General features: G+C 48.3%; 9 protein-coding genes and 1 pseudogene. 3 read left to right on the top strand and 7 right to left on the bottom strand.

The window, feature by feature from the left end:
* Positions 1 to 581: 581 nt before the first annotated feature.
* The 7 genes and pseudogenes from WD312_01425 to WD312_01395 all read right to left on the bottom strand — a co-directional run bounded on the left by WD312_01425 (position 582) and on the right by WD312_01395 (position 7,625).
* On the bottom strand, positions 582 to 1,151 hold the full coding sequence (locus WD312_01425; protein ID MEX2563764.1) for a hypothetical protein: 570 nt from the start codon (positions 1,149 to 1,151) through the stop codon (positions 582 to 584).
* A gap of 244 nt (positions 1,152 to 1,395) precedes the next feature.
* A pseudogene (rplL, locus tag WD312_01420) lies at positions 1,396 to 1,746 on the bottom strand (50S ribosomal protein L7/L12).
* 236 nt (positions 1,747 to 1,982) lie between these two features.
* Complete coding sequence (gene rplJ / locus WD312_01415) at positions 1,983 to 2,480, bottom strand: 50S ribosomal protein L10 (protein MEX2563763.1); 498 nt, start codon at positions 2,478 to 2,480, stop codon at positions 1,983 to 1,985.
* Positions 2,481 to 2,509: 29 nt separating this feature from the next.
* Positions 2,510 to 2,788 (bottom strand): GIY-YIG nuclease family protein, encoded by a 279-nt coding sequence (locus tag WD312_01410; GenBank protein MEX2563762.1) that lies wholly within the window; start codon positions 2,786 to 2,788, stop codon positions 2,510 to 2,512.
* Between the two features lie 270 nt (positions 2,789 to 3,058).
* Complete coding sequence (locus tag WD312_01405) at positions 3,059 to 3,262, bottom strand: hypothetical protein (GenBank protein ID MEX2563761.1); 204 nt, start codon at positions 3,260 to 3,262, stop codon at positions 3,059 to 3,061.
* Positions 3,263 to 3,478: 216 nt separating this feature from the next.
* A complete protein-coding gene (locus WD312_01400) occupies positions 3,479 to 5,380 on the bottom strand; it encodes a peptidoglycan-binding protein (protein MEX2563760.1) in 1,902 nt (633 codons plus the stop codon).
* A 1,393-nt stretch (positions 5,381 to 6,773) separates the two neighbouring features.
* Entirely contained in the window at positions 6,774 to 7,625 is an 852-nt protein-coding gene (locus WD312_01395; protein ID MEX2563759.1) for a hypothetical protein, read from the bottom strand.
* Positions 7,626 to 7,980: 355 nt separating this feature from the next.
* On the opposite strand from WD312_01395, the gene WD312_01390 reads away from it, so the two are divergent.
* From WD312_01390 to recA, 3 genes are all read left to right on the top strand, one after another.
* Positions 7,981 to 10,281, top strand: coding sequence for a DNA translocase FtsK (locus WD312_01390; protein MEX2563758.1), 2,301 nt, complete (start codon positions 7,981 to 7,983; stop codon positions 10,279 to 10,281).
* 138 nt (positions 10,282 to 10,419) lie between these two features.
* Complete coding sequence (locus tag WD312_01385; GenBank protein ID MEX2563757.1) at positions 10,420 to 10,839, top strand: hypothetical protein; 420 nt, start codon at positions 10,420 to 10,422, stop codon at positions 10,837 to 10,839.
* 26 nt (positions 10,840 to 10,865) lie between these two features.
* Positions 10,866 to 13,001, top strand: a complete 2,136-nt coding sequence (gene recA, locus WD312_01380; protein ID MEX2563756.1) for a recombinase RecA — start codon at positions 10,866 to 10,868, stop codon at positions 12,999 to 13,001.
* Positions 13,002 to 13,141 lie beyond the last annotated feature (140 nt).

Raw genomic sequence — 13,141 nt, 5'->3', positions numbered from 1 at the left:
CTGTTTGTTACCTCGTTCTAACAATGAGGCTCATGTCATTGCTAGAACTATTTAGTTGTCAAAGGACAGGCCCTATTCCGGCCTCTCACCTGGCTCGCACGTACGAACGGGAGAAGTCATACAACCACTCAAGCGTAAGCGACCCATGTGAGGAGCAAGAATATTTTACTGTCTTCCTACTATTTTTAGCAGCTGATGCGGTTTTCTTTTCTGACGCACAACCTACGTTAACAAAAGAAAAACCGCCTGTGAAGCGGTACACCGTCTAGGTTCTCCGTGAGGAGTTTGGTGCCATCCGCTCTACGTACTCAAACAAGTATACAAACAAGTTCCTATTGCCATAAGTTTGTCTTGCTATTATATACAGCTTTGATGCTGTGTCAACCCACATCACCAGTTTTTGTCCGACTTCTATTTTGTCACTATCTTAGTTTCTTTTAGCCAAATGTCTCAGACAGTAAAAAGTATCACTTACCAGCTGTTACACGGATAAAAAGACGAGATTCAGTGTTTAGATCGGTCCTATCAGACACAAACAACTGACGACACATTATTCATAGAGACAGGCAGCTTTGAATCAGCTACTGGATCTGCAATTTGTCTACGATCCTCTCATGAGGGTAATCGAGAATGTCACGAATAAGCTTATCGTATACGTCTAGGCGGTACAGGAAGTCTTGAGTTGAAAAAGAAGCGTACGAAAGCTCACGACCCACTTCGGATTCCAGCACTTTCACTACATTATGAACGCGAGCTTCGCTCAACTTGTCGCCTACTACCAACAGATCAACTCGGCTTTCCCATTGCTGGAGAAAGACACCCGAGACTACCAGGAACTTTATGGTCCCTGCGCCGTGAAAGCGCTTGGCGAGTTCACCCGATGAAAGCGGACGCACATTGACCAGGATATTCTGAAGCGGCTTGAGGTAGGGAAAATCTGCGTTCAGCATCCATCCGGAAACCTTCTTTTTCTTGGGCTTGCCGTTCTTATTAAGAACCTTGGTTTCTTTCGAAGCAGACTTTTTCTGAACAAGACCTGCCTTAGAGAGGTTCTCAAGCTCACGTCGCACCACCTTACTGTCCACGCGAGCCAACCGAACAACATCCTTGGGTTCGTAGATCTCCCCAGGGTGAAATAAAAATAGGCGCATTATCTTAACTTGCGCGTGACTTCCAAATAGTCGGTCCAGTACGTCCATGGTAATCGTAGTATAAACCATTGTTTAGGTTGAAACAATGAAGATCCGGGAAGCCGGACACAAAAACCGCCCGGCAAAGCCGGGCGGTTTATTGTATTTCAGTACAGCTATGATCTCTATACTTATTTCAGCTCCACACTTCCACCTGCTTCCTTCGGCCTTCGGCCGACCATCCGAAGGATGGCTCTTCAATAACTTACTTAAGTTCTACAGAACCTCCAGCCTCTTCAATGGCTGATTTTAGTGCTTCTGCTTCTTCCTTTGGCATATCGTCCTTCAATTTTGCCGGCACGCCATCCACAAGATCTTTCGCCTCTTTCAAACCAAGACCTAGGGCGTTCTTAACTGCCTTAATAACACCGATCTTCTGAGACCCTGCGTCAGTAAGCTCAACGGTGAAGCTGCTCTTCTCCTCGGCCTCCTCGCCGGCTGCGGCTGCAGGAGCGGCGGCAGCGACTGCTGAAACACCGAACTTCTTCTCAAGGAGTTTCACTAACTCGTTAAGGTCAAGAACTGACATGTTCTCGATCTGGGTAACGAGGTCTTGGAACTTCTCCGGAACCTCTACATCCTCGCCTGCTTCTTCAGTTTCCTCCTCTTTCTTCTCCTCTGCCGGAGCCTCTTCCTTTGCTTCTTCAGCAGGTGCTTCTTCGACTTTCTCTTCCTTTACTTCCTCAGCAGGTGCCTGCTGTTCGTCTTTTTTGTCTTCTTCTGCCATATGATTAAGTTATTGATTGTAAGGTATCGTTTAAAAATAAACGTATAGCCTATGGGTAAATACTATTAAGCTTGTGCTTCTTTCTGTTCTGCGATCTGACCGAGCGCACCAACAAATCCCTGGATCGGTGAGTTGATGATGTTCACGAACATACCACGCAAGACGTCCTTTGGCGGGATAAGCGCGATATCAAGCATCTGAGCTTGGCTTTGATACTCGCCATCATAGATACCTCCGATGATCGAGAGGTGTCCTTCGAACTTCTTTTGAAATTCGTACACTCCGCGAGCCGGCTCAAGGTAGTCGTCGCTGTAGGCAATAGCAAGCTCTCCTTCGAGTACAGGCTTCTTCCCGGCGATCTTACTGTTATCAAGAGCAATGTTCGTCAAACTCTTTTTAACAACCTTGTAGGACACGTCGTTCTCACGAAGCGCGCTTCGAAGCTCGCTTGCCTGATCAACAGTGAGGCCGTGAAAGTTCACGAACACTGTTGAGGCGGAGCTCTTTACCGCACCGGCGAGACTTTCTACTTCTTTTTCTTTTTGCGTTCGGGTTAAAGGCATAGGTTTAACGTAACGTAGTGAAGTTAAACCTACCCGGTTAAATACGATTTAAGTCTTTTCTTAAGGAAAAAACGTCCGTGATATGTCTTCAGATACTTTTCCCTGTGAACCGCATCTGATTTTGAAACGTACGCTTCGTAGTATATTAACTTTAGAGGCGCACGATCCCTTGTAGACGGGACTATTCCTTTTTGATGATCCTCAAATCGTGATTTCAAATCTCTAGTAAACCCAACGTAAAGATTAGTATCTTTCACTGAGTAAAGGACGTAAACGTAATAAAACGCATGCTCCTGATTTGAAATCATTTAACTGGGTTAGCTATTCGCTTCACTCACAGCTAATAAAAAATCGACCTATAAGGGCCGGTTAAGTAGATCATCACCAAACATGCTCCGGCGCATGTTTCAGTGACCTCGAGAGGACTTACCGGCGTACGCACTGCGCACCACCTCGCCCCTTGTCTACGGCCTTATGTGAGTCAGTATACGCACAAACTCTCCCGCGTCAACTACTTTACACGTTGAATTAGAATATTTTTGCCAACCCCTGGGGTTGGCAAAAATCCATGATGATGATCACCTTTCGTTGCGACTTTTATTGCGGTCTTCTCTATGACCCGCATTGTTATCTTCACTCTGATCAGGAACATCTGCCGTATGAGATGGAGGTCGGTTCGAAGAAGAATCTACGGCTATATACAAAACCACCAAGCTGGCAGCCAGCGTGATGAGGAATCCGGTCATAAATCGGAAAAAAGCTTTGTCGAAATACTTCAGCATACCTTCTAGTATATCAGCTAAAGACGTCGTCCAATCCACATCCTTCCACTTTTGCCAACCCCAGGGGTTGGCAAAAAATACATAACAAAAACCCCGCCGTCCCAAAAGGGAGGCGGGGTTTTTGTTTCGGACCTGCAACGGCTCTGTTTGAGACCTGCTTGACTGTCCTACGGGTTACACCCGTGATCCTTTGCTGTTACCTCTAACTAAGGTTAGTTAGATGTTTTGTGAACCAGATAGTTCATCTACGGTTACACCTTCAACTGTCTCAAGTCGTACACGGTGTGTACCTGATCCTGTGATAGTAGTGTCGAGACCGAATGTTGCCTCGTCACCCTCGTTGATAGTCCAACCACTTCCATCAGAAGTAGCGTCTCCTGAGAGAAGAATGATCGATGACGTTGCGTTTCCTCCACCGAGGACATCAAATCGTACATCGTCAGTGTCTCCATCAACGTTGTTCTTGTCAGCAACATTGAAGTCAATGTCACCGTCCTCAGCGCCGATGGTGAACTCCCATGAGATGAATGCTGTGTCGCCAGCCTCGTTGACACTTCCCTCAGAGTCAACACCAGAGATCACAACACCTGACGTGCTGAGCGTGTGCTCGTCACCGGTAACAGTTGCAGTGTCAGAAACATCGTCGTTTCCTTCACCTTCAACAGATACAGTGTTGACCTGGATGGTCTCACCGTCAGCGTAGTTAGCTCCGCTGTTAGTTCCCTGGAACTCCATGAGTACAACTACCTCAACGTCGTCATCAGCATCGATAGTGAAGTCACCGTCGATGTCAAAGGTAACGTTTGTTGAGCTAGCTGAGCTCGTTGATACATCGAAATCGCTGAACTCCTCGCCGTCGATCTCAAGAGCCATGTCGCTTACAACAGCACTGTATGCCTTTGAGCCGATTTCGAGGTTAATAACGATCTCATCAACTTCGATGTCATTCTCTTCACCTTCTAGTCGGAAGATGAATGTCTCGAACCAGTCAGATTCATTGGTGTCGTCCTCTACGAGGAAGACGTCTGAGTCAGGGTCGTTTGATGAAGACTTGATCTCGATGCTCTCGTCTGCTGCCTCGTCCTCAAAGTCGAAGCTGCGCTCCTTGGCTGCATCGATATCTCCCTGAGAAACGGTAAGGATAGCGCCGGCTGCATCACGGATGCGAACCTGCTCTACCGATACGTCCCAGTCGCTGTCGTTAAGATCAGCTGAGTCGATGGTGTTCTGTCCTGAGACAGCTACAGTCAAGTCAGCTGTGTCACCTGCGCGAATGATCGCACCGCGGTCAAGTGAGACAGTTCGGTTGTAGTCGTCATCGTCCTCAAACTCATCAGCGTCAACTTCAGCAACCTTCTCTCCCTCGAACCATACTGAGACCTCCTCAGCGTAGTCATCGAAGTCGTCGCTTGATGTGCCGTTGTAGTCGAAGTCGATGGTTACAGCCATAATCTCAATGTCTGAACCGTCGTCAGCCTCGATCTCAAGACCGAGAACCTCTACGTCGCTCTCGCCTTCTCCAACGCTTTCGTTGTTGATGCCTGAGATGAAGTCAGCGTCGTCAATGTCGCCAACGCCACCTTCGAGGTCACCAGAAGTTGAGTCGCCATCTGAGTCAGAGTCATCTGAGTCAGAGCCTGAGTCAGCTGCACACATTGTGTTTGCGTGTGAGCGTGAAGATGGACCCCAGTAACCTGTTCCGATGGAAAGGCCAACCGGTGCAAGTACCTGAGCTGAGTTAGCGTTCTGGAACGCTACAACAGCCTGGTGGGTTGCGGGACCAAAGTAGCTGGTCTCCATACCTGCTGATCCTGCTGCGCCAGCTGAAGCTACAGTGTAGCCGTTGGCGTTAAGGAACTGCTGAAGAGCCATAACTTCTGAACCAGTGTCACCCTGTGAAAGGTTCTGGCTGAAAGTTACTGAACATTCAGCAGATGCATTACCTCCTGTTAATGCTGCAAGCGCTTCTTGCAGTGCTTCGATCTGTGCTTGTAGTTCGGCAACGCTGTCACTCTGCGCGCTTACGCTCATGGCGCCAGCGAATGCAAAGGTCATAGCCATTGCGAGGCCTACAAAGCCAGCAATTGCTTTACTTCTTATCGTGTCTTGTGCAGTCATATTTTCTACTAATTTTGTTGCTACCCGTTATCTGTCTTGTTGATAATACTAACTATTCACTAATTAGCTGTGTGTAACGGGCAGACTTTGTAATCACTATTCCTCCGTACTGTATTCTCCGCACTTGCGCACGAAGCATACGGAGCAATGCTTGTAATAGCGCACCTATCGGTTTCCCGACCTGGCGCACGACACCATGCGACCTATGCTACAAAGTAGTGTAGATACGCATTGTGTATCGTCGGGCCGCTCACCTCGGCGCCCGGCATCGCTATTAAACAATTCTTCTTTGATCTGACCTCACCAAAGTGTCGCCGGATCAATGAAGTGTTTAGTGAGCGAAGCCGAGCACCGAGAGGATGAGCGTGCCGGAAAAACTCATTCCGGTCTACGAATTTCAATTTTGGCCTGCGACACTTTGCTTCGACCTTAAAATATCTAAAATATTTTTCGGTCTCCAGCTCGCGCCTCGACTCAAAATTGGAACCCTCGACTCGAAAGCAGTTTTTCAGCACGCTCTGAGCCGCCGCCTCGTTCTTCCTTTCATTCTTCTCTTCCAATACAATCGATTGAATTGAAAGTGATGAAACTGTTGAACAGTCATCACTTATACTTTTACTTTCTTCTCTTCCTTTTTCTCTTCACAGCCTTCTTTTCCATGTCCTTGGTATACAAATGAATGGTATACGACAAGCGACACAGCAGGGCAATATGTATATTGCTCTGGATTATAGTGAGTATGCCTTAGGCATACTGGATAGTGGTCACCGTGCTAAGAGCACCGTGACACGAATCTGTATTTAATTGTCAAAGGACATACGCACTATAATTTTCAGACAGGACGAACGAAAAATGTTCGTTATATCTGACAATTCCAGTGCTTGGTCGTGTAGACTCAGAAACTCGTTCAGATATTACACGTCGCGAGCTTCTTCATCTTCTAAAGAATAGAAGAAGTAGCTTGTCAAGACTGCTCGTCTTCTGTCTATCGTCTACTTTCTATTCTCTTACACCTCAGAGGGGAGGTATCACCGAAGCCTGTTTCCGTACGAGAAACAGGCACACAGGTCTTATTACCTATCCCCTCTCTTAAATTATATCCCCACATTGATTAGTGAGCAAAATAATTGTGTGGACAACCAAGCACCACTTCTACTCTTTATCACTTTTCTTCTTATGAGCCGTAGTCCGGTCTGTACTTTTACACCGGATCTTTACACCGGACAACGTCTCGAAGAACACAAAACTAAACAGCAGAAGAAGTGTTTGGTTACAAGCTCTATTGCATATTTCAACGTGCGGCTACTTTAAAAGGAAACGTCGTGTGAGTCAAGGACCCAGGGCAAGAACTAGGGCGTAGCAGAGCGCTCTACTACGCCCTTACCGGCAGACGCTACGCGAACGAATACCGTGTCCACCTCCGCTTCCCGGACTTTTGTAAAACTCCCTCATCAACCAACGCCATGAGCTCACGCTGAAGTGTTTTCTCACTGCAGTCAGCGATCACTGTAGCAACGTCTCTCACGCTCACCTCGCCCTTCTCCTTAATAAGGTGAAGGATGGCGCGCTGACGCTTGTTCTTCTTGGCCTGAACCGCCGGTTTTGTGCCTTTTGAACGAGTAACTTCGGATGAAGCACTGTCAGTATTACCACCCTGTATTTGCGGATTATCCACACCCTGTTTACTCGCCTGGCTTGAGGCTAAAGCAGATCCACCGTTAAGCGGTTCACTCTTCAAAGCAGGCTTATTTACAGAAGCATGTCTGCGGCCTTGATCAGGCGCAGATGCTACGTTTTCCGAATCTGACGACTTGAAAAACGCATCGTCTAGATGAGGTCCTCCGACAGAATCAATTGAAAGCTGATCTATCCTATCGGCAAGCGTATTCAGCTCACGCACAAGGACCGAACCGTTCATCTGAGAGATAAGTCCGGCCGATGTGGCGACATTGATCTGCGTGATCAGATCAATAAGTTTATTGCGGCAGGCGTTCTTCGTATTCGAACGAGTATCAACAGTATCTCTTAAGGACACCAAAAGATTGAGTAGGTAGGTAACATTCTCTCGAAGCGACCAATGTAAAGGTTCCTCGTGATCGAGGAGGTCGGTCACGAGATAGATAGCCGTAGCTATCTTTTCTGTCTTTTTGTACAAAGAGACAAAACTGCTGTCACTAGGAGTGTTAGTGAGGGCGGTGTTTTCGCTTGTCTCTTGTATGTAGCGGTTTTTTGAGTTATCTGTCATGGACACGATTATGTCCTTTACCTTGTCTAGAGATTATATAAGAGACAATTCTTAATGTCAATACTGTCCTTAACATATTGTCCTATACAGAGCGTTTTAAAAGACATGTCTTATAGTATATAAAACCTGTCCTTTTGCAACAGATCGGCTCTTTTGAGGGCTCACGACCCTTTCATTTGGGTACTTAAGAAGCAAAAAGGGGTTGTTGCTGCGCTTTGCAAGTGCGATAGCTTTTTCCGGCCTTCTTCTACTTTTATTCACTATTACTTGCCGTATTCTCTGTATTCCGTTCTATATTTCATTTATTCCTTTGCGCCTTTGCGGGTGTTATACTAAATTGGTAGAATCTTCAGTTATGGCAAAGAAATCACAAAAGAAAACAAAGAAAAAGGATACGGAGGAAGAGGAGTTTGAAGAGGAGGAATCCCTCGGACTATACGAATACATCCGCGAAGAGACTATTCAGGCGGTTGTGGCGATCGTGTTTTTTGTTATCACCGCTTTCCTTGTGCTGGCTTATTTTGGCAATGCAGGCTTAGTGGGAGAGAAGGCATTTACCCTTCTCGATATGTTACTGGGTGTCGGCTACTTTTTGCTTCCGGTTTTGTTTATCCTTTTAGGAATATCCTTCCTCAAAGCACTTCGGCAGAAGGTTGCTATCTCGCAAGCACTTGGAGGTATCCTATTCATAATCGGTGGATTAGGTCTTATCCAGATATTGCTCGCCGGCAAGATCGAAAGTCCCGGTGGTGTGATCGGAGCAGCGATAACCGCACCACTCCTCTCGCTTTTTGAGCTGTACCTCACGGTTATCATTTTAGGAGCGACGCTTTTTATTGCGCTCTTGATCGTATTCGACCACCTCATTTCTCTTGAGGCGGTCCTTTCACTTCCCCAGCGCTTGTTCGGAAGCAATGACGAGCTTGCCGACGAGGGTCAAGATCTTGGCACGTTCCACCTGGACAGCGATGTGGCCGACGACGAGATGGGTACCACGCTTGAGACAGATCTACCGCCCGAACCACCAGCTGCGCCCGCGGAAATAGATAGCGACACTGAAGATCGAACCCTTTCGACGACCGGTGAGCTGGATCTAACACCATCAAGCTCATTCTCGATCGAGTACAAGCCGCCTCCGTTGAAACTCCTTGAGAAAGATCGAGGAAAGCCGGGCGTAGGTGACATCAAGGCAAACGCAAATGTTATAAAGCGAACGCTTCACAACTTCGGTGTTCAGGTTGAAATGGACGAGGTGTCAGTCGGGCCGACTGTAACCCGCTACGCACTCAAGCCGGCAGAAGGAGTAAAGCTCTCACGTATCGTGGCGCTCCAGAACGACCTTTCGCTCGCGCTTGCGGCTCACCCACTCCGCATCGAAGCCCCAATTCCAGGCAAGTCCTTAGTAGGTATCGAGCTACCAAACACGACCAAGTCCACGATCGGTCTTGCCACATTGCTTGGCTCAAAGGCTTTCTCTGAACCTGACAAGCCTCTATTGATGGCGCTTGGAAAAGGCATCACCGGCGAGACGCACTTTGGCAACCTAGCTAAGATGCCTCACGTGCTGATCGCCGGCGCAACCGGTTCCGGTAAATCAGTGACCATTCATTCGCTGATCACCTCGCTTCTGTACCGAAACTCGCCGGAGTTCATGCGCTTTATCATGGTCGATCCAAAACGTGTGGAGCTAACACTTTACAACAGCATCCCCCACCTGCTTACCCCGGTGATCACCGATCCTAAAAAAGCTATTCTCTCACTCAAGTGGGCACAGAAAGAAATGGATCGTCGATACGACATTCTGGAAACAGAAAAAGTTCGCGACATCGGTTCATATCACAAGAACGTTCTGGAACCGGCTCTCGCGAAGCACAAGAAGGGCGAGGCCGGCGAAGACGATGAGCTGCCTGAAACCATGCCGTACATCGTGGTTATCGTTGATGAGCTTGCCGATATTATGCAGGCGTACCCGCGAGAAATGGAATCGGCTATCGTACGACTCGCGCAGATGTCCCGCGCGGTTGGTATTCACCTCGTGCTCTCAACTCAACGCCCGAGTGTAAATGTCATCACCGGTCTTATTAAAGCAAACATTCCGGCACGTATTGCCCTTCAGGTGGCCTCACAGGTAGACTCCCGCACCATTCTCGATGCCGGTGGCGCCGAGAAGCTGTTGGGTGCCGGTGACATGTTGTACCTATCAGGTGAGATGTCACAACCAAGCCGTATTCAGTCCGCCTTCATTACCGAAGATGAGGTGAAGAAAGTTGTTACGTACCTTGCCGACCAGTACAGCAACGAGTTGCCTGAGCAGATCGACTTCACCGGTGAATCAGCCGGCAGTGTTACCGATGTATCCTTTGACGAAGACGGTGACGACGAGGACGAACTCTTTGAAGAAGCGCGAGAGCTTGTTATAGAAATGAACAAGGCATCAACCTCACTCATTCAGCGTAAGCTTAAAGTGGGCTACGCGAGAGCGGCTCGTCTTATGGACATGCTTGAAGAGCGCGGGGTTGTTAGTGAAGGAGAGGGATCAAAACCGCGACGTGTTCTTGTGAACGAGGAAGCCGGTAATTTCGGCGGTCACAACAGTTTCACCGATGATGGAACCTACCCGTCCGCCCCTGGGGATAACGGACAAAATCCACAGTAGTATAAGACATTGTGCGTGGTATACTGTGGTCATATCCGAGGTTGTACGGCAGTGGAGGTTTACACTCCTGTCCTTACAGAAGGACCCGCACGACCGCGAATTTCCCCCACAAAGGGGTCAGGAGGGCATGCAAACACTATGACCATTAAAGGACAGCGAATACTTCACTTTACCATCGGCACCATGATCGTCTGCCTCCTGGTGGGCTACGGCTTGTTCCAGGCGCGCGACCTGATCAGCGGTCCAAACGTGTCAATTCAGCACCCACAAAACGGCGCTACCGTGCGCACCACATTAGTTAACGTTGAAGGCATCACTTCGAACATCTCCGCCATCAGCCTCAACGACCGAACAATTTATATTAACGAAGAAGGACAATTTGAAGAACCGGTTGTTCTTGCCCAGGGATACAACGTGATCACGATCGAAGCGACCGACCGATTCGGACGCACAACCACAGATACGGTTGAGATCGTTCATACTCCTCTTGCTCAGTCCGATTCTGATCCACTAAGTCAAGAAGAGCCACAAGATCCTGAGGCCGGAAACGAATCCTAATCATCTCAAAACGAGACTCAGCGTATATGGCCAAGAAACAGAAAACCGCAAAGACCTTGCAAAAGAAAGATGACGCAAGTACAAGTATTGACGACACTCTTCGCGAGATCCAGACAAAGTTCGGAGAAGAATCCATTACAAAACTTGGGGAGAGACCTAAGGTAGATATTGATGCTATCCCAAGCGGTTCGGTGGGTCTTGACTACGCTCTTGGTGTTGGAGGATTTCCCCGCGGGCGTGTTATCGAGATATACGGACCGGAATCTTCCGGAAAGACCACGCTTGCTCTCCACGCAGTTGCCGGAGCACAAAAGCAAGGAGGGATCGCAGCATTCATTGATGCCGAGCACGCCATGGACCCGGAGTACACCAAGAAACTTGGAGTGAATATCAATGACCTCTTGATCTCTCAGCCGGACAACGGGGAGCAGGCACTGGAGATAACCGAAAGCCTTGTTCGATCCGGCAAAGTAGACATTATCGTCGTTGACTCAGTTGCCGCTCTTACTCCCCGAGACGAAATCGAGGGTGAGATGGGTGACGCCCAGGTGGGCAAGCAGGCACGCCTGATGTCCCAAGCACTCCGTAAGCTGACCGCTATCGTCGCCAAAAGCAACACCACGGTCATATTTATTAACCAGATCCGTGAGAAGATCGGCGTTATGTTCGGCTGTTTCTCGTACGACTCCCAGGTAATGCTCGCCGACGGAAGTCGTGAGAAAATTGGAAAGATTGTAAACCAGACACTTCCGGTAGAAGTACTCTCGTACAACTTTGAGACAAAGCAGATTGAACCTCAACCGGTGCTTGACTGGCACATTAACGGAGAAACAGACTCATTTCTCCAGTTTTTTGTACAAAACCACACAGGGAACGGACGGCGCGGGTTCTCGTGTACTCCTGACCACAAGGTTTACACGCCGCATGGCTGGAGAAAGGCAAAAGATATTAAGGAAGGCGATGAAATCTCTGTCCGCATATCAAATACCGAGATGAGCCATGAACAAGAGCAGATAATCATCGGCTCCCTACTTGGTGACGGAAATATCAAGAAACAAGGTGAGCAAACGGCGTACTTTAGAGAAGAACACGCCGCCTCTCAAAGCGGATATGTATCCTGGTTAGCTGAAGAGCTCGGTGACCTAACACGTAATGTTACTACGCAAACCTCGCGCGGTACCGCGACAATGGAAACACAAGCGCTTTTGCGTATCGGTGACCTTCATTCCCTATTCTACGTTGAAAAGAAAAAGATAGTACCGGAATCGATCGTTGAGACGATCACGCCCCGAGCGATCGCGTTGTGGTACTGTGGCGACGGATCACTTCAGACCGGCAAAACATACTGGAAGGGTAAAACCTACACCCGTCGCCCACGCGCCGCGTTATATGTAAACGGATTTTCCAATGACACAAAAAGTCGTGAACGTATCGACCGCATATTTGCGCGTTTCGGTATAACACCTACATGGCGAGCGTGTGGCGAGTACGACGTGCTCTCATTTTCAGTAGCAGAGTCGGACAAACTATTTGAGCTGATCGCTCCGTTCGTACCCTCGTCAATGGAGTACAAACTCCCTGCTTCCTACCGCGGACAGTTTCACCAACTGCCGACTCAGACAAACCAAACCGAGGTATTGAGACCAATGCGAGTACAGAAGATAGGAACCCGCGTTCCCTATCGAGACGGTCAGCGGATCAGTAAACAGCGATTTGATATTTCTGTTGCTAACAACCACAACTACTTTATAGATGACTGTCTGGTAAGTAACTCTCCCGAGACGACTCCGGGTGGTCGAGCGCTCAAGTTCTACACGTCGGTTCGCCTTGACGTGCGCCGTATTGCCCAGATCAAGAAAGGTGATGCTGTCATGGGCGGACGGGTACGTGTAAAGGTGGTGAAAAACAAGGTTGCTGCACCGTTCAAACAGACCGAATTCGATCTGATGTATAACGAAGGTATCTCCAAAGAAGGCGAACTTATCGCCCTTGGCGAGCGGTTTGGGCTCGTGACCAAGAAAGGAAGCGTCTACTACTACGGCGAGGAGAAACTTGGTCGCGGATACGACGCCACTCGCCAACTTCTCCAACAGAAAGAAAGCAAGAAGATCAGAACTGAACTCCTCAAACAGATCCGCGAAAACCTACAAGCGGAAGCCTGAGTAGCATACTTGCGCACAGAAAAGGCCATGTCTCGTAAAAAAGATCCGCCGGACTGATGAAGAATTAGTTACGCTATTTGTTGTTATAGGTAGATACGATTTAAGATACAAGACGACCATCCATCCAAAACGGATGGATA

It is taken from the genome of Candidatus Paceibacterota bacterium (assembly GCA_040905715.1).
Lineage (GTDB): Bacteria > Patescibacteriota > Minisyncoccia > Phycocordibacterales > CSBR16-193 > JBBDHZ01.
Note: the sequence above shows the minus strand (reverse complement) of the source record. Positions and strands in the feature narration are given on the sequence as shown.

Excerpts from the sequence above, each read along its gene's own strand:
- WD312_01425 (MEX2563764.1), bottom strand. The coding sequence starts at position 1,151 with ATGCGCCTATTTTTATTTCACCCTGGGGAGATCTACGAACCCAAGGAT.
- rplJ (MEX2563763.1), bottom strand. The coding sequence starts at position 2,480 with ATGCCTTTAACCCGAACGCAAAAAGAAAAAGAAGTAGAAAGTCTCGCC.
- WD312_01410 (MEX2563762.1), bottom strand. The coding sequence starts at position 2,788 with ATGATTTCAAATCAGGAGCATGCGTTTTATTACGTTTACGTCCTTTAC.
- WD312_01405 (MEX2563761.1), bottom strand. The coding sequence starts at position 3,262 with ATGCTGAAGTATTTCGACAAAGCTTTTTTCCGATTTATGACCGGATTC.
- WD312_01400 (MEX2563760.1), bottom strand. The coding sequence starts at position 5,380 with ATGACTGCACAAGACACGATAAGAAGTAAAGCAATTGCTGGCTTTGTA.
- WD312_01395 (MEX2563759.1), bottom strand. The coding sequence starts at position 7,625 with ATGACAGATAACTCAAAAAACCGCTACATACAAGAGACAAGCGAAAAC.
- WD312_01390 (MEX2563758.1), top strand. The coding sequence starts at position 7,981 with ATGGCAAAGAAATCACAAAAGAAAACAAAGAAAAAGGATACGGAGGAA.
- WD312_01385 (MEX2563757.1), top strand. The coding sequence starts at position 10,420 with ATGACCATTAAAGGACAGCGAATACTTCACTTTACCATCGGCACCATG.
- recA (MEX2563756.1), top strand. The coding sequence starts at position 10,866 with ATGGCCAAGAAACAGAAAACCGCAAAGACCTTGCAAAAGAAAGATGAC.